This window comes from Micromonospora sp. NPDC049139 (genome assembly GCF_055586845.1).
On the sequence record NZ_JBVJHK010000021.1, the window covers coordinates 89,000 to 115,360 of the forward strand.

At 73.8% G+C, this 26,361-nt stretch carries 19 protein-coding genes and 1 pseudogene; 5 read left to right on the forward strand and 15 right to left on the reverse strand.

All coding sequences use genetic code 11. The features are described from left to right. Positions 1 to 17 precede the first annotated feature (17 nt). The 8 genes from ACZ6Q9_RS28455 to ACZ6Q9_RS28490 form a co-directional block, all read right to left on the reverse strand. The gene (locus ACZ6Q9_RS28455) at positions 18 to 467 is read right to left on the reverse strand and encodes a GNAT family N-acetyltransferase (protein WP_350710860.1); all 450 of its coding nucleotides are present in this window, start codon (positions 465 to 467) and stop codon (positions 18 to 20) included. A gap of 70 nt (positions 468 to 537) precedes the next feature. Further along, positions 538 to 2,016: a GTPase ObgE gene (gene obgE, locus ACZ6Q9_RS28460; RefSeq protein ID WP_393460349.1), complete on the reverse strand. Its 1,479-nt coding sequence runs from the start codon at positions 2,014 to 2,016 to the stop codon at positions 538 to 540. A gap of 93 nt (positions 2,017 to 2,109) precedes the next feature. Then, positions 2,110 to 2,364, reverse strand: coding sequence for a 50S ribosomal protein L27 (gene rpmA / locus ACZ6Q9_RS28465; protein ID WP_013288010.1), 255 nt, complete (start codon positions 2,362 to 2,364; stop codon positions 2,110 to 2,112). An 11-nt stretch (positions 2,365 to 2,375) separates the two neighbouring features. Continuing rightward, on the reverse strand, positions 2,376 to 2,690 hold the full coding sequence (gene rplU / locus ACZ6Q9_RS28470; protein WP_088982529.1) for a 50S ribosomal protein L21: 315 nt from the start codon (positions 2,688 to 2,690) through the stop codon (positions 2,376 to 2,378). A 165-nt stretch (positions 2,691 to 2,855) separates the two neighbouring features. Further along, complete coding sequence (locus ACZ6Q9_RS28475; protein ID WP_393269274.1) at positions 2,856 to 3,371, reverse strand: hypothetical protein; 516 nt, start codon at positions 3,369 to 3,371, stop codon at positions 2,856 to 2,858. A 117-nt stretch (positions 3,372 to 3,488) separates the two neighbouring features. Next, entirely contained in the window at positions 3,489 to 6,575 is a 3,087-nt protein-coding gene (locus tag ACZ6Q9_RS28480) for an Rne/Rng family ribonuclease (RefSeq protein WP_393460352.1), read from the reverse strand. Between the two features lie 131 nt (positions 6,576 to 6,706). After that, entirely contained in the window at positions 6,707 to 7,426 is a 720-nt protein-coding gene (locus ACZ6Q9_RS28485; RefSeq protein ID WP_350710910.1) for a TIGR03936 family radical SAM-associated protein, read from the reverse strand. Positions 7,427 to 7,619: 193 nt separating this feature from the next. Next, positions 7,620 to 9,605, reverse strand: a complete 1,986-nt coding sequence (locus tag ACZ6Q9_RS28490) for a TIGR03960 family B12-binding radical SAM protein (RefSeq protein ID WP_393269269.1) — start codon at positions 9,603 to 9,605, stop codon at positions 7,620 to 7,622. A gap of 667 nt (positions 9,606 to 10,272) precedes the next feature. Here ACZ6Q9_RS28490 and ACZ6Q9_RS28495 point away from each other — a divergent pair. After that, positions 10,273 to 11,352, forward strand: coding sequence for a hypothetical protein (locus ACZ6Q9_RS28495; protein WP_466021445.1), 1,080 nt, complete (start codon positions 10,273 to 10,275; stop codon positions 11,350 to 11,352). Between the two features lie 93 nt (positions 11,353 to 11,445). Here the strand turns inward: ACZ6Q9_RS28495 and ACZ6Q9_RS28500 are convergent, their stop codons facing one another. From ACZ6Q9_RS28500 to ACZ6Q9_RS28510, 3 genes are all read right to left on the reverse strand, one after another. Continuing rightward, the gene (locus ACZ6Q9_RS28500) at positions 11,446 to 12,129 is read right to left on the reverse strand and encodes a lysophospholipid acyltransferase family protein (protein ID WP_393269267.1); all 684 of its coding nucleotides are present in this window, start codon (positions 12,127 to 12,129) and stop codon (positions 11,446 to 11,448) included. A gap of 171 nt (positions 12,130 to 12,300) precedes the next feature. Then, entirely contained in the window at positions 12,301 to 15,444 is a 3,144-nt protein-coding gene (gene ileS / locus ACZ6Q9_RS28505) for an isoleucine--tRNA ligase (RefSeq protein ID WP_396830366.1), read from the reverse strand. A gap of 392 nt (positions 15,445 to 15,836) precedes the next feature. After that, positions 15,837 to 17,393 carry an alkaline phosphatase D family protein gene (locus ACZ6Q9_RS28510; protein ID WP_396830368.1) on the reverse strand — a complete coding sequence of 519 codons (1,557 nt, stop codon included), beginning with the start codon at positions 17,391 to 17,393 and terminating at the stop codon, positions 15,837 to 15,839. 231 nt (positions 17,394 to 17,624) lie between these two features. On the opposite strand from ACZ6Q9_RS28510, the gene ACZ6Q9_RS28515 reads away from it, so the two are divergent. Further along, a complete protein-coding gene (locus ACZ6Q9_RS28515; RefSeq protein ID WP_393460358.1) occupies positions 17,625 to 18,065 on the forward strand; it encodes a carboxymuconolactone decarboxylase family protein in 441 nt (146 codons plus the stop codon). 50 nt (positions 18,066 to 18,115) lie between these two features. After that, positions 18,116 to 18,493, forward strand: a pseudogene (locus tag ACZ6Q9_RS28520) (sigma factor); the annotation flags it as partial. Positions 18,494 to 19,046: 553 nt separating this feature from the next. Here ACZ6Q9_RS28520 and ndk read toward each other — a convergent pair. Then, positions 19,047 to 19,472, reverse strand: a complete 426-nt coding sequence (ndk, locus tag ACZ6Q9_RS28525) for a nucleoside-diphosphate kinase (protein WP_350684456.1) — start codon at positions 19,470 to 19,472, stop codon at positions 19,047 to 19,049. A 143-nt stretch (positions 19,473 to 19,615) separates the two neighbouring features. Between ndk and ACZ6Q9_RS28530 the strand changes: the two genes are divergently transcribed. Continuing rightward, positions 19,616 to 20,989 (forward strand): VOC family protein, encoded by a 1,374-nt coding sequence (locus ACZ6Q9_RS28530; RefSeq protein ID WP_393460364.1) that lies wholly within the window; start codon positions 19,616 to 19,618, stop codon positions 20,987 to 20,989. A gap of 59 nt (positions 20,990 to 21,048) precedes the next feature. On the opposite strand, the gene ACZ6Q9_RS28535 is transcribed toward ACZ6Q9_RS28530, so the two are convergent. Genes ACZ6Q9_RS28535 through ACZ6Q9_RS28545 form a run of 3 tightly spaced genes read right to left on the reverse strand, consistent with a single transcriptional unit; the run spans position 21,049 to position 25,426 of the window. Further along, a complete protein-coding gene (locus ACZ6Q9_RS28535) occupies positions 21,049 to 21,480 on the reverse strand; it encodes a DUF4233 domain-containing protein (RefSeq protein WP_393269253.1) in 432 nt (143 codons plus the stop codon). Then, positions 21,477 to 22,811, reverse strand: a complete 1,335-nt coding sequence (locus ACZ6Q9_RS28540) for a bifunctional folylpolyglutamate synthase/dihydrofolate synthase (protein ID WP_393269251.1) — start codon at positions 22,809 to 22,811, stop codon at positions 21,477 to 21,479. Before ACZ6Q9_RS28540 ends, ACZ6Q9_RS28535 begins: the two co-directional genes overlap by 4 nt. Beyond that, positions 22,808 to 25,426: a valine--tRNA ligase gene (locus tag ACZ6Q9_RS28545; RefSeq protein ID WP_393269249.1), complete on the reverse strand. Its 2,619-nt coding sequence runs from the start codon at positions 25,424 to 25,426 to the stop codon at positions 22,808 to 22,810. Before ACZ6Q9_RS28545 ends, ACZ6Q9_RS28540 begins: the two co-directional genes overlap by 4 nt. Before the next feature lie 69 nt (positions 25,427 to 25,495). Between ACZ6Q9_RS28545 and ACZ6Q9_RS28550 the strand changes: the two genes are divergently transcribed. Continuing rightward, positions 25,496 to 26,179, forward strand: coding sequence for a hypothetical protein (locus ACZ6Q9_RS28550; RefSeq protein WP_393269247.1), 684 nt, complete (start codon positions 25,496 to 25,498; stop codon positions 26,177 to 26,179). The last annotated feature ends 182 nt before the right edge of the window (positions 26,180 to 26,361 follow it).

A 26,361-nucleotide genomic window follows, 5' to 3' on the forward strand; every position in this document is an offset into this window, starting at 1 on the left:
GCCGGGCGCGGGCGCCGTCAGGCCGGCACGCGCAGCCGCTTGGCGAAGCAGACGCTGTACGGGTTGCTCACGTACTCGCCGTACACCGGGATCGGCTCGTACCCACAGGAGGTGTAGAGCCCGATCGCGGCCGGCAGATACGTGCCGGTCTCCAGGCAGACCACCGCGTGCCCCTGCCGGAAGGCCAACTCCTCCAGCGCGGCCAGCAACTGCCGGGCGATGCCCCGCCCCCGGTACGCCGGACGGACGTACATCCGCTTCAGCTCGCCGGTGCCGTCGTCGAGCGCCTGGATCCCGCCGCAGGCGATCGCCCGCCCGTCGGCCACCACCACGAGGTAGCGGATGTCGTCGTGGGTCACGGTCGCCTGGCCGTCCAACCCGCCGTCCGCCTCGCGCAGCTCGCGCTGCTGGGCGGTGACCAGGGCGTCGATCTCCGGATCCGTGGCGGGGCGGGACTCGATCAGCATCAGGCCACGCTAGGCGGCGCGGATTTCGGGCAGGTTTCCGGCAGTCGACCCGCTCACGGAGCGCGACGAGCTATTCGGCGTCGCCCTCCCCGACCCCGTCGTACGGGCCGACCTCGTCCGACGGGCCGGCCTCGACCTCGTCGGCCGGGCGCTGCCGGCGGGCCTTGCGGGCCGCCAGCCGCTCCGCCGCGGAGGCGCGGGTCGACTTCTCCTCCAGCCGGACGTCCGTGCCCCGGTTGCCCGGGACGAAGTCGGCGCCGGCGTAGAGGGTCGGCTGCCAGTCGAACTCGCGGTCGCCGATCCGGACGAGGTCGCCCGGCTCCGCGCCGGCCTTCCCGAGCTTCTCCTCGACACCCAGGCGCGCCAGCCGGTCGGCCAGGTAGCCCACCGCCTCGTCGTTGTCGAAGTTCGTCTGCCGCACCCACCGCTCGGGACGGACGCCGCGCACGAGCCAGCCGCCGTCCGGCGCGGCCTCGATCGTGAAGCCGGCGTCGTCGACCGCCCTCGGCCGGATCACGATCCGGGTCGGCTCGGCCGGCGGCGCGGCGCTGCGCGCCTGCTCCACCAGCTCCGCCATGGCGTACGTCAGCTCCTTCAGCCCCTCCCGGGTGGCCGCCGAGACCTCGAACACCCGGAAGCCGCGCTCCTCCAGGTCGGGGCGGACGATCTCGGCCAGGTCCCGGCCGTCCGGCACGTCGACCTTGTTCAGCGCCACCAGCCGGGGCCGGTCGGCAAGGCCGCCGTACTCGGTCAGCTCGGCCTCGATGGTGTCGATGTCGGCCACCGGGTCCCGGCCGGGCTCCAGGGTGGCGGTGTCGATGACGTGCACCAGCACCGAGCAGCGCTCGATGTGTCGGAGGAACTCCAGGCCGAGGCCCTTGCCGGTGGCCGCCCCCGGGATCAGGCCCGGCACGTCGGCGACCGTGAAGGTGTGGTTGTCCACCCGGACCACGCCCAGGTTGGGCACCAGGGTGGTGAACGGGTAGTCGGCGATCTTCGGCTTGGCGGCGGAGATCACCGAGATCAGCGACGACTTGCCGGCCGACGGGAAGCCGACCAGGCCGACGTCGGCGACGCTCTTGAGCTCCAGCACCACGTCGAGCTGCTCGCCGGGCTCGCCCAGCTCGGCGAAGCCGGGGGCCTTGCGCCGGGCGTTGGCCAGCGACGCGTTGCCCCGGCCGCCGCGCCCGCCCCGGGCGACCTCGAAGGTCGTGCCGGCGCCGACCATGTCGGCCAGCACGGTGCCGTCGAGGGCGTGCACGACGGTGCCGTTCGGCACCTTCAGCACGAGGTTGTGGCCGTTCGCGCCGTCCCGGTTCGACCCGGCGCCGCCCTTGCCGTTCTCGGCCTTGACGTGCGGGCGGAAGTGGAAGTCGAGCAGCGTCGTCACCTGCGGGTCGACCACGAGGGACACGCTGCCGCCGTGCCCGCCGTTGCCGCCGTCGGGGCCCCCGAAGGGCTTGAACTTCTCCCGGTGGATCGAGACACAACCGTGCCCGCCATCGCCGGCCTGCAGGTGCAGGACGACCCGGTCAACGAACGTCGCCACGGGCGTCAATCCTTCCAGCGAGGTCGACGCCCCGCACGAGAAAAGGCGCAGCGGGCCGGGACACGAGGTCCGCGGCCCGCTGCGCCGGAGAAACTACTGCTGCGGCACGATGCTGACGGTCTTGCGACCGCGCTTGGTGCCGAACTGGACCGAACCGGCGGCCAGCGCGAAGAGCGTGTCGTCTCCGCCACGGCCGACCAGGTCACCGGGGTGGAACTTGGTGCCACGCTGACGGATGAGGATCTCACCCGCGCTGACGACCTGACCACCGAAGCGCTTCACGCCGAGCCGCTGGGCCGCGGAGTCACGGCCGTTACGCGAGCTGGACGCACCCTTTTTGTGAGCCATCTGAGGACGACCTACTTCCCGCTGGAGATGCCGGTCACCTTGACCTGGGTCAGCGGCTGACGGTGACCCTGGCGCTTGTGGTAGCCGGTCTTGTTCTTGAACTTGTGGATCCGGATCTTCGGGCCCTTGGTGTGCGCGGCGATCTCGCCGGACACCGCGACCTCGGCAAGCTTCGCCGCGTCGGTCACCAGGTCGTCACCGTCGACGAGGAGCACCGCGGTGAGCTTCACCGCGTCGCCGGGGGCACCGGCGAGCTTCTCGACCTCGATCACGTCGCCCTCGGCGACCTTGTACTGCTTGCCGCCGGTCTTGACGATCGCGTACATCGGAGGCGGACTCCCTGTCGTTGAGGCTGCTGGCGGGTGTTCCCACGGCGGCTCGCCGGGTAGCAGAGGCACGGCGGCGCGGGCGCGCGGGGACTCGGCACACCAAAGTGCGCCGCAGGCAAGCGTACGCCATGGGAGGGCCGACGCCCAAACCGGCCCCGCAGGTCAGCGGGCGCAGAGCTGGTCGAGCCGCTGCCGGAGCCGGTCCAGCTCGGTCTCGTCGATCGCGTCGACGTCGGTGCCCAGCGTGCCGACCTCGGCCGCCATGTCCGCGAGCAGCGTCTTGAGCTGGGCGTCCTCGGCCCGGCCCGACTCCCGCCGCAGGGCGGCCCGCCAGTCGGTCAGCGCCGCGGAGATGCGCTTGCGGGCGGTTTCGGCGGCGGTGCCGTCGTTCGCCCCGACCGCCGCGACCATCTTGCCGAGCTCCTCGACGTACGTCCGCACGGCGGTGTCCCCGGCCGCCTGTGCGGCGGCGCACACCTCGGGGGCGTTGCCGCCCGCCGCCCCGCTGCCGGCCCCCGGCCCGCCAACCGGCCCGGAGCCCGTCGCCCCGCCGCCCGGACCGCCGGTGGGCCCGCTCGACGCGGCGCCCGAGGCGGCCGGCTCCGGCCGCTCGGCCGCGCACCCGGCGCCGGTGAGCAGGACAGCGGTGACCGTGGTGACGGCGAGCAGACGGCGCATCGTTCTTCTCCTGACCGGGTTGGCCGATCGTGGCCGGGGATCGACCATACGACAAGGCCCCCTCCCCGGGACATTGCCGGGGAAGGGGCCCTGCCAAACGCCGGGCTGGTCAGCCGGTCACGGCCGGGTGCGCCGCCGCGCGCCGCTGCGCCGGGACCGGCGCCGGCCGGAGCCGCCCTCCGGCTCGTCGCCGTCGGTGTCGGCCAGCGCGTCCGGGTCGTCCGGGGCGGCCAGCCGGGCGGACTCGCCCGTCTGGCTGTCGGCGACCACAGGCGCGGCGGGGGTGTCCGCCTCGTAGCGGGACAGGTCGTAGCCCATGGTGTCGTGGTAGTCGGCGTCCGGGCTGGTCGCGGTGTCGGGCTCGGTGACCTCGGCCACGGTCCGCTCGGCCGGCGCGCTCTTGCGGGCCCGCTTCCGGGACGCGCCGCCGCCCTGCTCGGCCGCCGGGGCGGCGACGGCCGAGGCGACCGCCTTGACCTTCTCCCCCGCGCCGCCGCCGGAGCGCGGCTTCTCCGGCACCGGCTCGGTGTGGATGATCAGGCCCCGGCCCTTGCAGCACTCGCAGGTCTCGCTGAACGCCTCCAGCAGGCCCGCACCGATCCGCTTGCGGGTCATCTGCACGAGGCCGAGCGAGGTGATCTCGGTGACCTGGTGCTTGGTGCGGTCCCGCCCCAGGCACTCGGTCAGCCGGCGCAGCACCAGCTCGCGGTTCGACTCCAGCACCATGTCGATGAAGTCGATCACCACGATGCCGCCGATGTCGCGCAGCCGGAGCTGGCGGACGATCTCCTCGGCGGCCTCGAGGTTGTTCCGGGTGACCGTCTCCTCCAGGTTGCCCCCGGAGCCGGTGTACTTGCCGGTGTTGACGTCGATGACCGTCATCGCCTCGGTCCGGTCGATCACCAGCGAACCGCCCGAGGGGAGGAAGACCTTGCGGTCCAGCCCCTTGATGATCTGCTCGTCGATCCGGTACTCGGCGAAGACGTCGGTGGTGCCGACGTGCCGGCGCAGCCGGGGGACCAGGTCGGGCGAGACGTGCGACAGGTACGACTCGACCACGTCGTACGACTGCTCGCCCTCGATCACCAGCTCGCGGAAGTCCTCGTTGAACAGGTCCCGGACGACCCGGATGACCAGGTCCGGCTCCTCGTAGAGCAGCACCGGGGCGCCGCCCTCGGCCGCCTTCGCCTGGATGTCCTCCCACTGCGCCTGCAACCGCTTGACGTCGCGGGCCAGCTCGTCCTCGCTGGCGCCCTCGGCGGCGGTCCGGACGATCACGCCCGCGCCGTCCGGCACCAGCTTCTTCAGCACGTCCCGCAGCCGCTTGCGCTCGGTGTCGGGCAGCTTCCGGCTGATGCCGGAGGCGTTGCCGTTGGGCACGTAGACCAGGTGCCGGCCGGAGAGCGCGATGTGGCTGGTCAGCCGGGCGCCCTTGTGGCCGATCGGGTCCTTGGTGACCTGCACGAGCACCGAGTCGCCGGACCGGAGCGCCTGCTCGATCGAGCGGGCCCGACCCTCCAGGCCGGTGGTGTCCCAGTTCACCTCGCCGGCGTACAGCACGGCGTTGCGGCCGCGCCCGACGTCGACGAAGGCCGCCTCCATGCTGGGCAGGACGTTCTGCACCTTGCCGAGGTAGACGTTGCCGGCCATGGTGCCGGAGGAGTTGCGGGTGACGTAGTGCTCGACCAGCACCCCGTCCTCGAGGACGGCGATCTGGGTCCGGTCGCCGCGCTGGCGTACCGCCATCACCCGGTCGACGGCCTCCCGGCGGGCCAGGAACTCCGACTCGCTGAGGATCGGCGGCCGGGTCCGGCGCTGCTCGCGGCCGTCGCGGCGGCGCTGGCGCTTGGCCTCCAGGCGGGTCGAGCCGGAGACGCCCTGCACCTCGTCGACGGTCTTGCGCGGCTCGCGGATCTTGACGACGGTCGGCACGCCGTCGTCGGCACCGGCCTCGACGTCGCCGGCACCCCGGCGACGGCGCCGCCGGCGACGGCGGGTCAGCGCGTCGCCGCCCTCGGCCTCCTCGTCCTCCTCGCCTTCGGCCTCTTCCGCCTCGGCCTGCGTGGCCTCCTCGGCCTCCTCGTCCTCGATGTCCTCCGCGCCGCCCTTGCCCCGGCCGCGGCCCCGGCGGCCCCGGCGGCGACGACGGCGGGCGGCGGTGTCGTCCTCGTCCTCTTCCTCGTCCTCGGCGGCCTCCTCGGCCTCCTCGGTCGGCTCCTCCTCGGCCTCGACGGCCTCGGCCACCTCGACGTCGCGGCGGCCACGCCGGCGGCGGCGGGCCGGCTCGGCCGGCTCCTCCTCGGCGGCGGGCTCCACGGCGGCCGGGGCGGGCGTGACGACCCGGGCCAGCGGGATCTCCTCCGGCTGCGGGGCCATGAAGAGCACGGTGGGCGCGGAGAGCGCGGCCCGCCGGCGGCGGGTGCGCGGCTCCGGCTCCGCGGCGGGCTCCTCCTGGGCGGCCGGTTCCGCTGCGGGCGCGGCGCCCGGCGGTACCTCGCCGGCGCGGGTCTCCGCAGCGGGCGGGGCGGCGGCGCCGAACTCGGTGCCGGCCTGCGGCTCGGCCCGGCCGGGCTGCTCGGCCTCGCCGGGCCCGGCCTGGGCGGCCTCGTCACCGGCGGCCGGCTCGGCGGTGCCGGCCGGGGTCTCCGCGGCCGGCTCGGCCGCCGCGGGGGCGGCCTTCTTCCGCCGGGCACGGGTGGCCTTGACCGGCTTCTCCGCCTCGGCGGGGGCCTCCTCCACCGCGGCCGACGGCTCCCCGGCGGCCTGCGCCGTGGGCTCCTCGGCCGGCGCCGCGGACTCCCCGGCGGCCTTGGCGGTGGTGGCCTTGCGGCGGCGGCGCGTCGCCTTCGGGGCGGCCTCGAGGTCGCCGGTGACCGGGGCGAGCACCTCGGCCTGGGGCGCCTCGGCGCTGCCCGGCACGGCCTCGGTCGACGCCTGCACCGGCGCGTCGGTCTGCTCGGGCTGGTTCAGGGGCGCGGCGCGCCGCCGGGTGGTACGGCGTCGGGCGGGCGCGACCGGGGCCTGTCCCGCCTCGGTGGCTCCGGCGTCCGCCATGCCGACGGCGGCGTTCTCCGCCCCGGCGGTGCTCCCCGCCTCGGTGGCGCTGCTCGCGCCGGTGGCGTTCTCGGTGGTGCCGTTGTTAGCGGTCTCGTCGGCCGGCTGTGAACCGGTCCGTTCGCCGCCCTCGGGCTCGTTCTCGAGCATGGACGTTCTCCAGTTCTGGCTGCCCCGGGCGCGGGTGAGCGCTGCCACGCAGGGTTGCCGCAAAAGTGTTTCCGCCGGGCGCGCAGGGTGCGCGACCGCCGAAGTCTGCCTGCCTGAACGCCGACCGTCGGTCAGCGTTCACCGATGGTTGCCCCGTCGCGGTCCGCGTCCAACGGATCCGCGATCGCGCCCTGCGCGGTCAGCGTGCCCTGTGCCAGCCGGATCACCCTCGGGGAGACCGGCGGCTCCAGGTCGGCCACCACGCGGAGGCCGGAAAGGACGTCATCGGGCCGCACGGCGGGGGTGACCTGCCGCACGACCAGTTCGAGTATCGCACACGGTACGGCCGGGACCCCGGAAGGCGTCTCCGTCGACGCCGCGACATCGATGTGAATCACTGCTGATCGGGCGTCGAAGGTGCGCCGGCCCTGTTTGGTCATCCGCTCGACGAGCACCTCGTCGGCGGCCGTGAAGGCGGAAACCGCCCGTTCCAGGACGGCGGGGTCGACCTCGGGCAGCTCGATCCGCCAGTGCGACGCCTCGATCCGGTCGGCAAGACTCCCGCCGCCGGCCACGACGGCGTCGAGCACGTCGAGCCCCGGCGAGAGCGCGGCGTCCAGCGCGGCGCGCAGCTCCTGCGGGTCGACCGGCTCGCGGAGGCCGATCTCCAGGTATTCCGCCTCGCTCGCGACGCCGGTGGGGGCGGCGCTGGCGTACGAGATCTTGGGGTGCGGGGTGAAGCCCTGGGAGAAGGCGATCGGCACGCCGGCCCGGCGCAGCGCGCGCTCGAACGCCCGGGCGAAGTCCCGGTGCGACGTGAAGCGCAGCGGACCGCGCTTGGCGTACCGGATCCGGACGCGCTGGACGACCGGGGCCTGGCCGCCCTCTGGCTGTGGTTTCCTACTGATCGTCGTGCTCCTCGGTGTCAGAGACCGGCTGATCGTGAAGGCACCCGCGCGACAACGCGCGTGCCGCTGACGACAGCCGCATGATCGACCCGGTGCGCGGCGGGCGGCGCGCGGGCGCCACCCGCCGTGCGGCGGGCTACTGCTGGGCGCCGGTGGGGAGCTTCAGGCCGTTGATCGGGGTGAGCGGGAGAAGTTTCTTCCCGGTCGGGCCGATCTGGATCTCGGTGTCCATGGCGGGGCAGACGCCGCAGTCGAAACACGGGGTCCACCGGCAGTCGTCCTGCTCGTACTCGCTGAGCGAATCCTGCCAGTCCTGCCAGAGCCAGTCCTTGTCCAGGCCCGAGTCCAGGTGGTCCCAGGGCAGGACCTCCAACTCGTCGCGTTCGCGGGTGGTGTACCAGTCGAGGTCGACCCCGAACTGCGGCAGCACCTCGGCGGCGGCCTCCACCCAGCGCTGGTAGGAGAAGTGCTCGCTCCAGCCGTCGAACCGGCCGCCGTTCTCCCAGACCTTGCGGATCACCGCGCCGACCCGGCGGTCGCCCCGGCTGAGCAGGCCCTCGATCAACGAGGGCTCGCCGTCGTGGTAGCGGAAGCCGATCGCCCGGCCCAGCGAGCGGTCCGAGTTGATCGCCTGCTTGAGCAGCTTGAGCCGGCCGTCGATGACCTCCGGCCGGGCCATGGACGCCCACTGGAACGGGGTGTGCGGCTTCGGCACGAAACCGCCGATGGAGACGGTGCAGCGGATGTCCTTGGACCCGGTGGCCGCCCGACCCGCCCTGATCACCTCGTGCGCCATGTCCGCGATCTCGAGGACGTCCTCGTCGGTCTCCGTGGGCAGGCCGCACATGAAGTAGAGCTTCACCTGCCGCCAGCCGTTCGTGTACGCGGTGACGACGGTACGGATCAGGTCTTCCTTCGACACCATCTTGTTGATGACCTTGCGGATCCGCTCCGACCCGCCCTCCGGCGCGAAGGTCAGGCCGGTGCGCCGCCCGTTGCGGGACAGCTCCTGCGCGAGGTCGATGTTGAACGCGTCGACCCTGGTCGACGGCAGCGAGAGCGAGACGTTGGTGCCCTCGTACTGCTGGGCGAGGCCCGAGCACATGTCGCCGATCTCGGAGTGGTCGGCGGACGACAGCGACAGCAGGCCCACCTCGTGGAAGCCGGAGAACTCCAGCCCCTGCTGCACCATCTGCCCCACCGTGGTGATGGAGCGCTCGCGCACCGGCCGGGTGATCATGCCGGCCTGGCAGAACCGGCAGCCCCGGGTGCAGCCCCGGAAGATCTCCACCGCGTACCGCTCGTGCACCGTCTCGGCGAGCGGCACCAGGGGCTTCTTCGGGTACGGCCAGGCGTCCAGGTCCATGGTCGTGCGCTTGTGCACCCGGAACGGCACGTCCGCCCGGTTCGGCACGACCCGCTGGATCCGGCCGTCGGGCAGGTAGTCCACGTCGTAGAAGCGCGGCACGTAGACGCTCTCGGTGCGGGCCAGGCGCAGCAGCAGTTCGTCGCGCCCGCCCGGGGAGCCCTCCGCCTTCCACTCCCGGACGATCGCGGTGATCTCCAGGACGGCCTCCTCGCCGTCGCCGAGCACGGCGGCGTCGACGAAGTCGGCGATGGGTTCCGGGTTGAACGCGGCGTGACCGCCGGCCACGATCACCGGGTCGGCGTCGGTGCGGTCGGCGGCGAGCATGGGGATGCCGGCCAGGTCGATCGCGGTGAGCAGGTTGGTGTAGCCCAGCTCGGTGGAGAAGGAGATGCCGAACACGTCGAAGTCGCGCACCGAGCGGTGCGCGTCGACCGTGAACTGCGGCACGCCGTGGGCGCGCATCAGCTTCTCCAGGTCCGGCCAGACCGCGTACGTCCGCTCGGCGAGCACGTCGGGCAGCTCGTTGAGCACCTCGTAGAGGATCTGCACGCCCTGGTTGGGCAGGCCGACCTCGTAGGCGTCGGGATACATCAGCGCCCAGCGCACGGTCGCGGTGTCCCAGTCCTTGACCACCGCACCCAGCTCGCCACCGACGTACTGGATGGGCTTGGTCACCTGGGGCAGCAGCGGCTCCAGCCGGGGCCAGACGGAATTGGCCGCGACGGGACGCGGCGTGGTGGACGGGACGCTCATGATGCCCAAGGGTACGCGCCCCGTCGGCGGCGACCGCGCGGACGCCACGGCGCCGGCCGGTCGCCGCGGTTCCCCGACCGGACGTCCGGCCGGCCCTGTCCCCGGGCGGTGGCCGGGATCGCCGCGCTGGCGCGTCGGTACTAACCTCGGACCGGCGCGAGAGGAGATTGCCGCGATGCCGCAGCCGGGACCGGACCGGCCGGCCGACGGGAGCATCCCGGGCCCGGACCAGGGCCGGGATCCGGCGGTCACCGAGGAGCACACGTCCTCCCCCGCAGCCGCCGCCCCCGCCGGCCCCACGGGCCCGGAGGGCACCCGTGAGCTGCCCGTCGAGGGGACGGAGGCGGCCGCGACCGACCGCGCCGAGGGCGCCGAGGGCGCCGGCGCCGACGTGACCGCCCCGCCGGACGCCGCCATCGCTCCGCCGGACGCTGACGCTCCCCGGGGCACCGCCGCCGCCCCGGACGGCGCCCTCGGCAGCGGTCCGGAGGGGTCCGACGCCGCCGGAGCGGAGGGCACCGCCGCCGCCGGTCCGGAGGGCACCCGCCCGCTCCCCGCCGACCGGCCCGCGACGGACCGCCCGGCGGCCGGGCCGCAGGGCACCCGCATGCTCCCCGCCGACGAACCGCCGACCGACCGCCCGGCGGCCGGGCCGCAGGGCACCCGCATGCTCCCCGCCGACGAGCAGCCGCCCGCGCCGCCCGCACCCCGGTGGAGCGGCTCCGCGCCCGTCCCTCCCCCGCCGCCGCGCAAGCGGGCCTGGGGCGAGTCGGCCGAGCCCACGCCGGTGCCGCCGAGCCCGGCGGAGCCGCCCGAGCACCGCACCCCGGTGGACCCGTGGGCCGGCGCGGACACCGGCGGGTGGGACCTGCCGGCGGCCGAGCTGCCGCCGCTGCCACCGACAATGCCGTACCCGGCCGCGCCGCCGGCCCGGTCACACCCCGTGCCGCCGGCACCGCCCGTCCGATCCCCCGCGCCGCGTCCCGCCCCACCGCCGGTCGCCTACCCGGTGTCGCCGCCGCCGGTCGTGTATCCGGCCCCGCCGCCGGTCTCCCGGGCACCCGTCCCGGTGCGGCCGGCGCCTGCCCCGCCCCCGCCGCCCGCGCCGCCGAGGCAGCGGCGGACGAAGACGCCGCCGGCCGGGCCGCCGCCCGGCTTCCAGGCCCCCAAGGGGTACGTCCCGGTCGCCGTCCGCAAGCGTCGCCGCTGGCCGTGGGTGCTGTTGCTCACCCTGGCCTGCTGCTGCGGCTGCCCGGCCTACTACGGGACGCCGATGGTCACGCAGTACCCGGCCAGCGCCGCCCTGCCCGCCGAGGTGGCCGACCTGCGGCTGCGCGACGACAGCCGCAGCAAGGAGACCGCCAGGCAACTGGAGGCGGAGGTACGCAAGGCGCACTGGCTGGCCGAGGACACCTTCGCCGGCGTCTACGGCACGCCCGGCGGCAAGCGGGTGACGGTCTTCGGCGGCACCGGTTTCCGGTTCACCCCCGAGTCGGACGCGCAGGACGAGATCACCCGGCTCACCGAGCAGTACTCCCTCGGCGAGGCGCAGGAGGTCGACACCGGCGTACGCGGCCGGCACGAGCGCTGCGCGGTGGGCCGCGTCGACGGCGACGACGTGGTGGTCTGCACCTCCGTCGACCACGGCAGCATCGCCACCGCGGTCTTCACCCGGCTCTCCGTCGACGACAGCGCCGCCCTGCTCGGCACCCTGCGGGACCAGATCGTTACCGCCAAGCAGGGCTGAGCTGGCGGATGGCCCGCGCCGTCGCCCAGCTCGGCGACGTGGACGACGTCGTCCGCCAGGAGAAGCGGCGCGGCGACGCCGCACCGTGACAGCTCAGCCGGCGGGCGGCGGCTGAGCGCGGGGCGGGGCGTAGCGGGGCACGTACTCCTGGCCGGTGAGCTTCTGGATCTCGGTCATGATCTCGTCGGTGATCTCCCGCAGCGACGTGCGGTCGTCCGGCCGGCCGGTGAAGTCCAGCGGCTTGCCGAACCGTACCGTGATCTTGGCGCGGCCGGGGCGGGGCACCCGGGTGCCGATGGGCTGGGCCTTGTCGGTACCGATCATGCCGACCGGGATGACCGGCACGCCGGCCGCCACCGCCAGCCGGGCCGCGCCGGTGCGCCCCCGGTAGAGCCGGCCGTCCGGCGAGCGGGTCCCCTCGGGATAGACGGCGACCAGGTCGCCGGCCTTGAGCACCGGGATGGCGGCGTCGAACGCGGCCAGCGCCGCCCGGCCGCCGGCCCGCTCGACCGGGATGGCCCCCAGGCCGGTGAGCACGAACTTGGAGAAGGCGCCCTTCGGGCCGGTGCCCTTGAAGTACTCCGACTTGGCCCAGAACGCCAGGTGTCGGGGCACGACCGTGCCGAGGAAGAGCTCGTCGGCGACGGAGAGGTGGTTGCCCGCGAAGATCGCACCACCGGTCTCCGGGATGTGCTCCAACCCCTCCACGGTCGGACGGAAGGCCAACCGGAGCGCGGGCGCCACGGTGAGCTTGCCGATGGTGTAGAGCAGGGGCACTGGTCCTCCGGCGGATCGTGTGCGGGCAGGCGGTGTCACGGTAGCGGACGGGTCCACGTGGTCCCGCGGGGGTGGCGGTGCCGGCCGGCTGGTGAGCGGGCCTGTCGGGCGCGGGCGGGGCCGGTGGTGGCGGCCCGGCGGAGCACGCCGGACCGCCACCGTCTCAATGCCTCATACCCGCCGGACGGCGACCGTCACCCGGTCGCCCTCGCCGACCTCGCCCGTGAAGCCCGCCACCCCGTCGGCGAAGTCGACGGAGTCGGCCAGCACCTCCCGGGCGACGAAGTCCGTGTACCCGGCCACCGCCGCGCGCACCTCCTCGGAGGCCGACAGCAGCAGCGCGATCCGGTCGGAGACGTCCAGGTCGGCGTCCCGCCGGGCCTGCTGCACCACCCGGACGACGTCCCGCGCCAGCCCCTCGGCGGCCAGCTCGGGGGTGACCTCCGTGTCCAGCACGACCACGCCCTCGCCGCCGGGCAGCGGCGCGGAGTGCTCGGCGTCGGCGGCGACCAGGCGCAGCTCGTACTCGCCCTCGGCGAGGGTGACGCCGGCGGCCACCGGGGCTCCGTCGACCAGCTCCCACTCGCCCGCCTTGACCGCCTTGATGACCTGCTGGACCTGCTTGCCGACCCGGGGGCCGAGCGCGCGCGGCACCACCGTCAGCACCTGCTGGCAGTACGCGGACACCTCGCCGGTGAACTCCACCGCCTTCACGTTGACCTCGTCGGCGACCAGGTCGGCGAAGGGCCGCAGCTGCTCCGCCGCCGGGGAGGCGACGGTCAGCTTCGACAGCGGCAGCCGCACCCGCAGCCCCTTGGCCTTGCGCAGCGACAGCGCCGCCGAGGCGACCGCCCGGGTGGCGTCCATCGCGGCGACCAGCTCGTGGTCGGCCGGGAACTGCGCCGCGTCCGGCCAGTCGGCCAGGTGCACCGACCGCTCGCCGGTCAGCCCGCGCCAGATCTCCTCCGCGGTCAGCGGAGCCAGCGGCGCCACCACCCGGCACAGCGTCTCCAGCACCGTCCAGAGCGTGTCGAACGCGTCCGCGTCACCCGACCAGAACCGGTCCCGGGAGCGCCGGACGTACCAGTTGGTCAGCGCGTCCAGGTAGGACCGCACGGTGGCGCAGGCGCCGGAGATGTCGTACGCGTCCAGCTGCGCACCGACGGTCGACACCAGCTCGTTCGTCTTCGCCAGCACGTACCGGTCGAGCAGGTGGGTGGAGTCCACCCGCCGCTTGGCCGTGTAGCCGTCGGCGTTGGCGTAGAGCGAGAAGAAGTACCAGACGTTCCACAGCGGCAGCAGCACCTGCCGGACTGCGTCCCGGATGCCCGACTCGGTGACCGCCATGTCACCGCCGCGCAGCACCGGCGAGGACATCAGCATCCAGCGCATCGCGTCCGAGCCGTACGAGTCGAACACGTGGTAGACGTCCGGGTAGTTGCGCAGGCTCTTGGACATCTTGCGCCCGTCGGAGCCGAGCAGGATGCCGTGGCTGAGGCAGTTGCGGAACGCCGGCCGGTCGAACAGCGCGGTGGCCAGCACGTGCATCGTGTAGAACCAGCCGCGGGTCTGCCCGATGTACTCGACGATGAAGTCGCCCGGGTAGTGGTGCTCGAACCAGTCGCGGTTCTCGAACGGGTAGTGCACCTGGGCGAACGGCATCGAGCCGGACTCGAACCAGCAGTCCAGCACCTCCGGCACCCGGCGCATCACGGACTTCCCCGTCGGGTCGTCCGGGTTGGGGCGGACCAGCTCGTCCACCGCCGGCCGGTGCAGGTCGGTGAGGCGTACGCCGAAGTCCCGCTCGATCTCCTCCAGCGAGCCGTAGACGTCCAGCCGCGGGTAGTTCGGGTCGTCGGACTTCCACACCGGGATCGGCGAGCCCCAGAACCGGTTCCGGCTGATCGACCAGTCGCGGGCGTTGGCCAGCCACTTGCCGAACGAGCCGTCCTTGATGTGCCCCGGGGTCCAGTTGATCTGCTGGTTCAGCTCGACCATCCGGTCCTTGAACTGGGTCACCGCGACGAACCACGACGACACCGCCTTGTAGACCAGCGGGGTGTCGCAGCGCCAGCAGTGCGGGTAGGAGTGGGTGTAGGTGTCCTGCTTGAGCACCACCCCCCGCTCCTTCAGCTCCCGGATCACCGGCTTGTTGACGTCGAAGACCTGCTCGCCCTGGTACGGCGGGACCAGCGCGGTGAACCGGGTGTGGTCGTCCACCGTGACGATGGTCGGGATGCCGGCGGCGTTGCAGGTGTTCTGGTCGTCCTCGCCGAAGGCCGGGGCCAGGTGCACGATCCCGGTGCCGTCCTCGGTCGTGACGAACTCCGCGCCGAGCACCTGGTAGGCGTTCGGGCCCGCCTGCTCGACGAGGAAGTCGAACAGCGGGGTGTAGCGGCGGCCGACGAGATCGCGGCCGGAGACGGCGCCGACCTGCTCGTACCCCTCCAGCTCCTTGGCGTACGCGGCCAGCCGGGCCGCCCCGACGACGTACCGCGCGCCGTCGCGCTCCAGCACCGCGTACTCGATGTCGGGGCCGACGGCGAGCGCAAGGTTGGACGGCAGGGTCCACGGCGTGGTGGTCCAGACGCCGAGCCGCACCGGCCCGCGCACCAGCTCCGGCGCGCTCTCGTCGGGGGTCAACTCGAACCACACCGACAACGTCGGGTCGTGCCGGTCCCGGTAGACGTCGTCCATCCGGGTCTCGGTGTTCGACAGCGGCGTCTCGCAGCGCCAGCAGTACGCCAGCACCCGGAAGCCCTCGTAGACCAGACCCTTGTCGTGCAGGGTCTTGAAGGCCCACATGACGCTTTCCATGTAGTCCAGGTCGAGGGTCTTGTAGTCGTTGGCGAAGTCGACCCAGCGGGCCTGCCGCGTGACGTAGCGCTCCCAGTCCTGGGTGAACTCCAGCACCGAGGTGCGGCACGCCTCGTTGAACCGGGCCACGCCCAGGTCGAGGATCTCCGCCTTGCTGGTGATGCCGAGCTGCTTCTCGGCGACCACCTCGGCGGGCAGGCCGTGGCAGTCCCAGCCGAAGCGCCGCTCCACCCGGCGCCCGCGCATGGTCTGGTAGCGCGGCACCACGTCCTTGACGTAGCCGGTGAAGAGGTGGCCGTAGTGCGGCAGGCCGTTGGCGAACGGCGGGCCGTCGTAGAAGACGTACTCGTTCTTCCCGTCGGTGCCGGCGGGACGGGCCTCGACGCTGGCCTCGAAGGTCTTGTCGGCCGTCCAGTGCTCCAGGACCCGGCGTTCGACCGCGGGCAGGTCCGGGCTCGCCGGGACGGCGGCGGTCGGGTCGTGCAACGGATAGGCCATCGGGGGTCGCTCTCCTCGCGCAGCTCACGGTCATGTGGGTCTGCGAGGACGAGCCGATCCGGTACGCCGTGCCGGCGCCCCGGGTGGCCCGCGGTACCACCCCGCTTGGCGGTCAGGATCGACCGCCCGCTCGTTGGCCGGCTGTGACGGGCCGGACCCGTCCGGTTCTACTGGGCCGGTCACCCGGCTGTTCTTCCGGAGGCTCGCCGGTGATGGCCGGGTCATCGCCTTACGGCCGTCAAGGTTACCCGACCGCCCGCCGAGATCGCCGCCGAGTAACGGCGGCCGCTCCTCGACACCCGCTGATCCCGCCCGCGTCGACCATGAGGCTGTCGCGGTACCCCCCGGCGGGTGGTGGCGACCGCCTCATGGTCGACCGGCGGACGGCGAGGTCAGCGGGTCGGGGCGGGCAGGGTGGTCGTCCAGAGGGAGGCTCCGTCGCGGTCGCGCAGGTGGACGGTGAAGGCGCCGGACGCGCCGTCGACGGCGACCTCGCCGAAATGCTGGAAGCCCTCGGCCGGGGAGGTGTTGGCCCGCGGCGGGGCGTTGACGAAGACCGCCTTCGGGCCGAACGTGCCGTCCAGGGCGTTCGGGCCGAACGCGCCGGCGTGCGCCGGCCCCGAGACGAACTCCCAGAACGGGGTGAACTCGGCGACCGACGCCCGGGCCGGGTCGTAGTGGTGCGCGGCGGTGTAGTGCACGTCGGCGGTGAGGAAGACGATCCCGGTCACCCCGGCCCGGTGCGCCGCGCCGAGCACCTGCGCGAACTCCAGTTCCCGCCCGGCCGGCGCGCCCGGGTCGCCCTGCGCGACGCCCTCCTGGGCGGCGGCGCCGTCCGGCACCACCAGCCCGATCGGCAGGTCGGCGGCGATCACCTTCCAGGTGGCCCGGGACCGGGTCAGTTCCCGGATCAACCACTCCCGCTGTTCCCGGCCGAGCAGGCCACGCGCCGGGTCGGCGTAGGTGTTGCCGTCGTTGGGATCCTTCCAGGTCCGCATGTCCAGCACGAAGACGTCCAGCCGCGACCCGTACGACATCCGCCGGTACCGCGGCCCGTCGACCGGCGCCGGCAGCCACTCGTCGAACGCCTGCCGGGCCCGGGCGGCGAGCACGTCGACGCGGCGCTCGGTGTACCGCGCGTCGGTCAGGATCTCCCCCGGGTACCAGTTGTTGGTCACCTCGTGGTCGTCCCACTGGTTGATCTGCGGCACCTCCGCCACGAACGCGCGCAGGTGCTCGTCGAGCAGGTTGTACGCGAACTGCCCCCGGTACTCGGCCAGCGTCTCGGCGACCTTGCTCTTCTCCGGGGTGACCAGGTTGCGCCAGACCCGCCCGTCGGGCAGGGTCACCGTCTCGGCGAGCGGGCCGTCGGCGTAGACGGTGTCGCCGCTACACAGGAAGAAGTCGGGCCGGGTGGCCCGCATGGCCCGGAAGATCGACATGCCGCCGAAGTCCGGGGCGATACCCCAGCCCTGCCCGGCGATGTCACCGGTCCAGACGAACCGGACGTCCCGGCGATCGCGCCGGTCGGGGGCGGTGGTCAGCGCGCCGGTCACCGGTTCGCTGGCCAGCCCCGGCCGGTCCAGGCTCTCCACCCGGACCCGGTAGTGCAGCCGCTCGCCACCGGGCAACCCGCGCAGCCGCACCTTGCCGGTGAGGTCGCCGGTCGGGTCGAGCACCGGTCCGCGTACCCGCCGGGCGCCGCGGAAGTCCGGCCGGCGGCTCACCTCCACCAGCATCCGGCCGGGACGGTCGGCGCGGGTCCAGACCAGCGCCGATTCCACGGTCACGTCACCGCTCTGCACGCCGTGGGTGAGCACCGGTCGGCCGGTCGGCCGCCAGGCCGGTGCGGCGGGCGCGGCGGGCGCGCCGAGCAGGGCGCCGCCCGCGACACCGGCACCTGCGATCAGGCCGGCGCGCAGCAACGTACGTCGGTCAAGTTCGGTCATCGTTCCTCCCGGATCGGGGACTGCCCCCGTGGGTCTACCGGGCGGAGATGACCGGCGTCGGCGTGCCGGGTGACCGGGGCCGGAACTCCGGTGGTCCGGGGCGGTCCAGGGCGGGGCGGGGCGGTCCAGGGCGGCCCGGCCGGCATGACCGGCGTCACAGTCCGGACCGTCACGCCGAGCCCCCGTCGCGTCGTCGTGTCGGTGTCACCACCACGGATCAGGGAGGTTGTCATGCAGCGGATCAACGCGGCCGAGGTGGCGCCGGAGGCGTACCACGCCGTGCTGGGGCTGGAGAAGTACGTCCGGGCCAACGTCGACCACACCGTGCTCCACCTGGTGAAGCTCCGGGCGTCGATGCTGAACGGTTGCGCGTTCTGCGTCGACATGCACAGCCGGGACGCGCTCGCCGAGGGCGAGTCGAGCCGGCGGCTCTTCGCGGTCTCCACCTGGCGGGAGGCGCCCTTCTTCGACGAGCGGGAGCGGACCGCGCTGGCGCTCACCGACGCGGTGACCCGCCTCGGCGAGCACGGGGTGCCCGACGAGGTCTGGGACGCGGCGGCGAAGGTGTGGCCCGAGAAGGAGCTGGTCGACCTGCTGATGGCCATCGCGACAATCAACGTGTGGAACCGCATCGCCGTGACCTGCCGGACCGATCTCCCGACGGACGTGTGACGGTCACCGACGCGACGCAGGCGGCCGGTGCGCTCGAGGCGCACCGGCCGATGCTGCTCGGTCTGGCGTACCGCCTGCTCGGCAGCCGGCACGACGCGGAGGACGTGCTCCAGGAGGCGTACCTGCGCTGGCTGGGGGCGGACCGGGCGGCGGTCGCCGAGCCGCGCCGCTACCTGTCCCGGGTGGTCACCCACCTGGCGCTGGACCGGCTGCGCGCCCGGCGGGCCGCCCGGGAGACGTACGTCGGGCCGTGGCTGCCCGAGCCGGTGCCGACCGCGCCGTCACCGTTCGGGCCGCTGGACTCCGTCGAGCTGCGCGACTCGCTCTCCACCGCCCTGCTGCACCTGCTGGAACGCCTCACCCCGCCGGAGCGCGCGGTCTACGTGCTGCACACCGCCTTCGACCTGCCGTACGCCGAGATCGCGGAGATCCTGGACCGGTCGGTGGCGGACTGCCGGCAGCTGCACCACCGGGCGGTGGCCCGGATCGGGCAGGACCGGCGGCGGTTCACCGCCGGCCGGGCCGAGCAGGAACGGCTGTTGGACGCCTTCCTCGCCGCCGCCCGCGACGGTGACCTGGCCGCGTTGACCGGGCTGGTGGGCGAGGGACGCCACCGCCTGGACCGACGGCGGCGGCCGGGTCAAGGCGGCGCGCAACCCCGTCACCGGCGCGGACCGGGTCGCCCGCTTCTTCGCCGGCCTGTACGGCCCGGGCCGACACTTCACCGCGCGCCGGCTGGAACTCAACGGCCAGCCGGCCGTCCTGATCATCCGCCCCGACGGCGGCAGGTACGCGCTGACCCTGGGCGCGGCCGGCGGCCGGATCACCGGGTTCTACGTGGTCGGCAACCCAAACAAGCTGCCGTGGACGCCCTGACCGGACGGTCGTGCCGGTCGACGGCCTGGACGCGTTGCGGCGGACGCCCCGACCGGACGGTCGTGCCGGATCCGGCACGACCGCTGCTCGCGGCGTCGGCGGCCGTCAGCCCAGCTCGGGGAACCAGAGCGCGATCTCCCGCTTCGCGCTGTCCGGCGAGTCGGAGGCGTGCACCAGGTTCTCGCGGTTGGACAGCGAGAGGTCGCCGCGGATCGTGCCGGCCGCCGCCTTGCGCCCGTCGGTCGACCCGACCAGCCCCCGCACCACGTCGATGACCTGGTCGCCGGAGAGCACCAGCGCCACCAGCGGGCCGCCGGTCATGAAGTCCTTCAGCGGCGGGTAGAACGGCTTGTCCACGTGCTCGGCGTAGTGCTCGTCGGCCAGCGCGGCGTCCATCGTCCGGGACACCATCGCGTCGATCCGCAACCCCTTGCGCTCGAAGCGGGAGATCACCTCGCCGACCAGCCCGCGGCGGACCGCGTCGGGCTTGATCAGTACGAGGGTGCGCTCATCGGGGCTGCTGCTGGACACGCTGGGTTCCTCCTGTGCGCGGAAGGCGGCCGGGCTGGGTACGGTCAGCCTAGCGACCCGGTCCCGGCGCCGGCGCGGCGGCCGGTCTTTCCCCCGGCGGCCGATCCGGCCTAGCCTGGCCCTTGACCCCCGGGAGGTCCACAGTGGCGAATGGCGGGAACCGGCCCATCGCGCCGGTACGCAAGCTGATCGCCGCGGTGCTCGGCACCGTGGCCACCTTCGTGATCCTCTTCGGGCTGGGCATGACCAGCTGGGCGATCGTGGCGCTCGGGGTCGCCCTGCTGGTGCTGGCCATCGCGCTGGCCACCGTGCGCGGCGGCGGGCGCACCTGGGTGGTCGGCGTGGGCCACGTGCACAGCGCCTCCGAGCCACCCACCCAGTACGCCTTCGGCCGCTGCGAGCTGCAACTGGTGATCGACGCGCCCGGCTTGCCGCCGCGGTCGAAGAAAATCATCGAGCCGCGGGTGCCGGTGGCGAAGTGGCCGTCGCTGGGGCAGACGCTGCCGATCCGGGTGGCCCTGGACGACCAGCGGCACGTCCGGGTGCTCTGGGACGAGGTGCCCACCCACGCCGAGTCCGCCGCCACCGTCGCCGCCGACCTCCCGCCGGAGTACGCGGGCCCGGATCCGCTGGACGACGTGCTGCTCCAGCAGGAGGCGCCGCCGTGGGCCGACCGTGCGCCGGACGACGACTTCCGGGACGACTTCCGCGAGCCGCTGGTCGACCCGCTGGGCGATCCACTCGGCGATCCGCTCGGCGGGGAGCCCGCCAGGCGCCCGGAGGAGCGCGAGCCCGTCGTGGTGCACCAGCGCCCCGGCGGGCCAGTCGTGCTGGAGGGCACCCTCGTCGAGCAGTCCACGACCGGCACCCTGCCACGCCGGGCCACCCCGACGCCCCGCCCGCCGGCCGAGGAGCGGTTCGACCCGCCCGCCCCGGCCGGCGGGCGCACCGACCCGCCCGCGCCGGCGGAGCCGCTCGACCCGCTCGACCTGCCCCTGGACGACCCGATCCCGCCCCGGGACCGGGCGCGCGAGGGGCGGATCAGCCCGGAGGAGCTGGACGAGGCGATCTTCGGCCGCGAGGCGACCACCGGCGCCGACGACGGGACCGCCGGGGTCGTGGAGGACGAGGACGACCTCGGCGCGCCGATCGCCGGGGTGGGCCTGACGCTGCTGGTCACCGACCTGCCGCGCTCGCTGGCCTTCTACCGGGACCTGGGCTTCACCGAGGTCGACCGGGGCTCCGGCAACGCCGTCCTCGCCTCCGGGACGACCCGGCTGGTGCTGCGGGAGGTGACCGAGGCGGCGCCGATCAGCCGCCGCCTGGTGCACGTCAACCTCGAGGTGGACGACATCGACTCCGCGTACGAGCGGCTGCGCGGGTCCGGCGTCCGGTTCACGTACGCCCCCCGGGTGGTCAACCGGGGCACGAAGCTGGAGGTGTGGGCGGCCGCGTTCCGCGACCCGGACGGCCACGGCATCGCCCTCACCCAGTGGCGCGAACGCGCCGAGGCCTGACCCCGCCGACGGGCTGACGGTGGCGGGTCAGCCCGTCAGCCCGTCAGCCCGTCAGCCCGTCAGCCGAGGATGACCCGGCGGACGTGCAGGGCGTAGGCCCAGACCAGGGCGAAGACGACGCCCAGCGCGAGCAGCGACCAGTGCAGCAGGCCGGCCAGCATCAGCAGTCCCTGCAGGGCGGTGCCGGCGTGCCAGGCCCACGGCCGGCGCATCATGCCGGCCAGCAGCACCGCCGCCACGGCCAGCGCCAGGACCGCACCGATCGCCGCGCCCCCCAGGTCGCCGCCGACCATGCGGATCGGCTGGATGGCCAGGACCAGCACCAGCGCCTCCAGGATCAGCGTCCCGGCCCCCAGCCCGCGCACCGCCCGCTCCGGGTTCCGCAGCCCGGACCGTCGCGGCCCACCCGCCGACGGACGGCCCGGGTCGCCCCCGGCGGCCGTGCCCTCCGGGCGGTCGTCGCCCGCGGTGCCCCGCACCGGGCCGGTCATCGCTTCAGCAGCCGGCGGGCGTCGGCCACGGTCACCACCGATCCGGTGACCAGCACCCCGACCCCGCTCAGCTCCCCCGGTACGTCCTCCTCGGCCATCGCCACCGCCGTCTCGATCGCGTCCGGCATCTCCTCGGCGACCTCGACCCGGTCGGGGCCGAAGACCTCGGCGGCCAGCGCGGCGAGTTCCCGGGCCGGCATCGCCCGGGGCGAGCTGTTCCGGGTCACCACGACCTGGTCGACCACCGGCTCCAGCAGTTCCAGCAGGCTGGCCGCGTCCTTGTCGCCGAGGACGCCGACGACCGCCACCAGCTTGCTGAACGCGAACTCCTCCTGCAGCGCGGTCACCGTGGCGGCCATGCCGTGCGGGTTGTGGGCGCCGTCGAGCAGAATGGTCGGCGCGCTGCGTACCCGCTCCAGGCGGCCGGGCGAGGTGGCCGTGGCGAACCCCTCCCGGACGGTCTCGACGTCGAGCTGGCGCTTCGCGCCGGCGCCGAGGAACGCCTCCACCGCCGCCAACGCCACCGCCGCGTTCTGCGCCTGGTGGGCGCCGTGCAGCGGGATGAAGACCTCCTCGTAGACGCCGCCGAGGCCCTGCAGGGTGAGCACCTGCCCGCCGACGGCGACCGCCCGCCGGAGCACCCCGAACTCGGAGCCCTCCCGGGCGATGGTCGCGCCGACCTCGGCGCAGCGTTCCAGGATCGGCCGGGCCGCCTCCTCCTCCTGCGCGGCGGAGATGACCGTCGCGCCGGCGTGGACGATGCCCGCCTTGGCCAGCGCGATGTCCTGGATGGTGTCGCCCAGCCACTCGGTGTGGTCCAGCCCGATCGGGGTGAGCACGCACACCCCGGCCTGGATCACGTTGGTCGCGTCCTCGGCGCCGCCCAGGCCCACCTCGACCACCGCCACGTCCACCGGGGCGTCGGCGAACGTCGCGAACGCCAGCGCGGTGGTCATGTCGAAGTACGTCAGCGGCTCCGCCGAACGCTCGTCCACCAGCCGGGCCAGCGGCTCGACCTCCCGGTACGTGGCGGTGAACCGCTCCTCGCCCACCGGCTCGCCATCCAGGCTGATCCGCTCCCGGACGGTCTCCAGGTGCGGGCTGGTGTAGCGGCCGGTGTGCAGCCCGAACGCCCGCAGCAGCGAGTCGATCATCCGGGCCGTCGAGGTCTTGCCGTTGGTGCCGGTCAGGTGGATCGACGGGTACGCGCGCTGCGGGCTGCCGAGCAGGTCCAGCAGCGACTCGATCTTGTCCAGCTCGAAGGCCATGCGGGTAAACCCGCGGCCCGCCAGCTCGGCCTCGACGGCGGCGAAATCGGTGCGGTCGGTCACGAGGACAGCGCCTCCAGAGCGGCGTCGATGCGGACCAGGTCGGCCTCGGCGACGGCGAGGCGGTCGCGGATCTTGGCGACCACCGGTTCCGGCGCCTTGCCGACGAACGCGGGGTTGTCGAGCTTGGCCCGGGCCTGCGCGGCCTCCTTCTCGGCGGCCGCCCGGTCCTTGGTGAGCCGGGCCCGCTCGGCGGCCACGTCGATCGACCCCCGGGTGTCCAGGGCCACGCTCACCTCGCCGGGCATGGCGAGGGTCGCGCTGGCCTGGAAGCCGTCGCCGGCCGCGTCCAGCCGCACCAGCGACCGGATGAGCGGCTCGTGCGCGGCGATGCCCGCGGCGGCCAGGCCGTCGAGCCGGGCGGCGACCCGCTGCGTCGGGCGCAGCCCCTGGTCCGAGCGGAACCGCCGGATCTCGGTCACCACCCGCTGGACGGTGCCGACCTCGGCCTCCGCGGCGTCGTCGACGAGGGTACGGTCGGCCGCCGGCCAGGTGGCCGTCATCACCGTCTCGCCCCCCGTGAGCGCGATCCACAGTTCCTCGGTGACGAACGGGATGATCGGGTGCAGCAGCCGCAGCAGCTGGTCCAGCACGTGCCCGAGCACCCGGCGGGTGGCCTCGGCGGCCGCGCCCCCCTCGGCAAGCACCGGCTTGGTCAGCTCCACGTACCAGTCGCAGACGTCGTCCCAGGCGAAGTGGTACAGCAGGTCGCACACCTTCGCGAACTCGTACGCCTCGAACTGCTCGTCCACCTCGGCGGTGACGTGCGCCAGCCGGGACAGGATCCACCGGTCGACGGTCGAGAGCCGCTCGGCGGCCGGCAGCGGGCCGTCGGTGTGCGCGCCGTTCATCAGCGCGAAGCGGGTGGCGTTCCAGAGCTTGTTGCAGAAGTTGCGGGAGCCCTGGCACCACTCCTCGCTCACCGGCACGTCCTGCCCGGGGTTGCCACCCCGGGCCAGGGTGAAGCGGGTGGCGTCGGCGCCGAAGCGGTCGATCCAGTCCAGCGGATCGACCACGTTGCCGAACGACTTCGACATCTTCTTGCCGAACTGGTCGCGGACCATGCCGTGCAGGGCCACCACGTCGAACGGCTGCCGGCCGTCCATCGCGTACAGGCCGAACATCATCATCCGGGCGACCCAGAAGAAGAGGATGTCGTAGCCGGTGACCAGGACGCTCGTCGGATAGAACTTCGCCAGGTCAGGCGTCTGCTCGGGCCAGCCGAGCGTGGAGAACGGCCAGAGGGCGCTGGAGAACCAGGTGTCGAGGACGTCCTCGTCCTGACGCCAGCCGTCCCCGGCGGGCGGCTGCTCGTCCGGGCCGACGCACACGACCTCGCCGTCCGGGCCGTACCAGACGGGGATGCGGTGGCCCCACCAGAGTTGCCGGGAGATGCACCAGTCGTGCATGTTGTCGACCCAGGCGAAGTACCGCTTGGCCAGCTCGGCGGGCTCGATCCGCACCCGCCCGTCGCGCACGGCGTCGCCGGCGGCCTTGGCCAGCGGCGAGGTGTTCACGAACCACTGCAGCGACAGCCGCGGCTCGACTGTCGTACGGCAGCGCGAGCAGTGACCCACCGCGTGCACGTACGGGCGCTTCTCCGAGACGATCCGGCCCTGCTCGCGCAGCGCCGCGACGATCGCGGGGCGCGCCTCGAAGCGGTCCAGGCCCTCGAACGGCCCCGGCACGGTGATCACGCCGCGCTCGTCCATCACGGTGAGCGCGGGCAGGTCGTGGCGCTGGCCGATCTCGAAGTCGTTCGGGTCGTGCGCCGGGGTCACCTTCACCATGCCGGTGCCGAAAGACGGGTCGACGTGCGCGTCGGCCACGATCGGGATGCGCCGCCCGGTCAGCGGCAGCTCGACCTCGGTGCCGATCAGGTGCTGGTAGCGCTCGTCGTCCGGATGCACCGCCACCGCCGTGTCGCCGAGCATCGTCTCCGCCCGGGTGGTGGCGACGACCACCTCGTCGCTGTAGCGGATCGAGACCAGTTCGCCGTCGTCGTCTGTGTGCTCCACCTCGATGTCCGACAGGGCGGTCAGGCATCGGGGGCACCAGTTGATGATCCGGTTGGCCCGGTAGATCAGGCCGTCGTCGTACAGCTTCTTGAAGATCGTCTGTACGGCGCGCGACAGCCCCTCGTCCATCGTGAAGCGCTCGCGGTCCCAGTCGACGGAGTCGCCGAGACGGCGCATCTGACCCAGGATGGCGCCGCCGGACTCGGCCTTCCACTGCCAGACCCGCTCGACGAACTGCTCCCGCCCCAGGTCGTGCCGGGACAGGCCCTGGCCGGCGAGTCGCCGCTCCACCACGTTCTGCGTGGCGATGCCGGCGTGGTCCATGCCCGGCAGCCAGAGCGCCTCGTAGCCCTGCATCCGCTTACGCCGCACCAGCGCGTCCTGCACCGTGTGGTCGAGGGCGTGGCCCATGTGCAGGGAGCCGGTGACGTTCGGCGGCGGGATGACGATGGTGAAGGGGGGCTTGTCGCTCTCCGCCGACGCCCGGAAGTGGCCGGCGGCTACCCAGTGCTCGTACCGTCGCTGCTCTACCTCGCCCGGCTGGTACTGGCCGGGCAGGGTCGGGGCGTCGGGGCGTCGGGCATCCAGTCTCTCGGTCACCCCGAAAGTCTACGGAGGGCTTCTCCGGACCCGACGTGCGCCACCTGCCGTTCGCGTACGGTGTCGGCTATGTCCGACGCACATCTCACCGAGCGGCCGGTCAACGACGGCTCCGAGCCGATCGACCTGACCGACGAGCCCATCCAGCTCAGCAACCGGGACCCGGAGCACGCCACCGGGCGGCGGGCGGGGCGGTCGCGGCGCCGGCGGGTGGCCTGGGCCGTGGCGGCGCTGGTCGGGCTGGCGGGCGCCGCCACCATCGGTACGGCCGGATGGCGGGTGGCCCAGCAGAAGGACGCGGACCTGACCACCCCGGACCGGGTCGCGGGACTGGTCCGGGACAACAGCGAACGGGCCCGCAGCACGTCGGACTACCTGCGCAGCGGCTTCGCCGCCGACATCGACCTGGACAGCAGCTTCGGCACCGTCTACCAGGACCCGGCAGACGACAAGCGCTCGGTGCTCGTCTTCGGCGGCACGACGCTGCTCTGGCAGCCGGAGCGGGACCTGGACAGCCTGTTCGGCCTGCTGACCGACGAGACCGGCAAGGTGACGGGGCTGCGGGAGGTGCCCGCGGGCCGCCTGGGCGGCGTGATGAAGTGCGGCACCACCAGCGGCGACGGCGGCGACTTCGCTGTCTGCGGGTGGGCCGACCACGGCAGTGTCGTGATGGCGATGTTCCCCGGCCGCTCCGTCGACGACGCCGGCGGGCTGTTCCGCGAGATGCGCGAGGAGATCCAGACCCGCAAGTGACGCTCGCCCCGCCTCCTTGTCCGGTTGTTGGTAGCTGAGGTGGGGGGTTGGGTGCTGCCTGAGCGTTTGTTGCGGTGTCAGGTGGGTGGGGGGGTGGGGGGGGGGGGGGGCGGCCCCCCCGGGGGGGGGGGGGCCCCCCCCGCCCCCCCCGCCCCCCCCCCCCCCCCCCCCCCCGCAACCCA

Excerpts from the sequence above, each read along its gene's own strand:
- ACZ6Q9_RS28455 (WP_350710860.1), bottom strand. The coding sequence starts at position 467 with ATGCTGATCGAGTCCCGCCCCGCCACGGATCCGGAGATCGACGCCCTG.
- rpmA (WP_013288010.1), bottom strand. The coding sequence starts at position 2,364 with ATGGCTCACAAAAAGGGTGCGTCCAGCTCGCGTAACGGCCGTGACTCC.
- rplU (WP_088982529.1), bottom strand. The coding sequence starts at position 2,690 with ATGTACGCGATCGTCAAGACCGGCGGCAAGCAGTACAAGGTCGCCGAG.
- ACZ6Q9_RS28475 (WP_393269274.1), bottom strand. The coding sequence starts at position 3,371 with ATGCGCCGTCTGCTCGCCGTCACCACGGTCACCGCTGTCCTGCTCACC.
- ACZ6Q9_RS28480 (WP_393460352.1), bottom strand. The coding sequence starts at position 6,575 with ATGCTCGAGAACGAGCCCGAGGGCGGCGAACGGACCGGTTCACAGCCG.
- ACZ6Q9_RS28490 (WP_393269269.1), bottom strand. The coding sequence starts at position 9,605 with ATGAGCGTCCCGTCCACCACGCCGCGTCCCGTCGCGGCCAATTCCGTC.
- ACZ6Q9_RS28495 (WP_466021445.1), top strand. The coding sequence starts at position 10,273 with ATGCTCCCCGCCGACGAGCAGCCGCCCGCGCCGCCCGCACCCCGGTGG.
- ileS (WP_396830366.1), bottom strand. The coding sequence starts at position 15,444 with ATGGCCTATCCGTTGCACGACCCGACCGCCGCCGTCCCGGCGAGCCCG.
- ACZ6Q9_RS28510 (WP_396830368.1), bottom strand. The coding sequence starts at position 17,393 with ATGACCGAACTTGACCGACGTACGTTGCTGCGCGCCGGCCTGATCGCA.
- ACZ6Q9_RS28515 (WP_393460358.1), top strand. The coding sequence starts at position 17,625 with ATGCAGCGGATCAACGCGGCCGAGGTGGCGCCGGAGGCGTACCACGCC.
- ACZ6Q9_RS28535 (WP_393269253.1), bottom strand. The coding sequence starts at position 21,480 with ATGACCGGCCCGGTGCGGGGCACCGCGGGCGACGACCGCCCGGAGGGC.
- ACZ6Q9_RS28550 (WP_393269247.1), top strand. The coding sequence starts at position 25,496 with ATGTCCGACGCACATCTCACCGAGCGGCCGGTCAACGACGGCTCCGAG.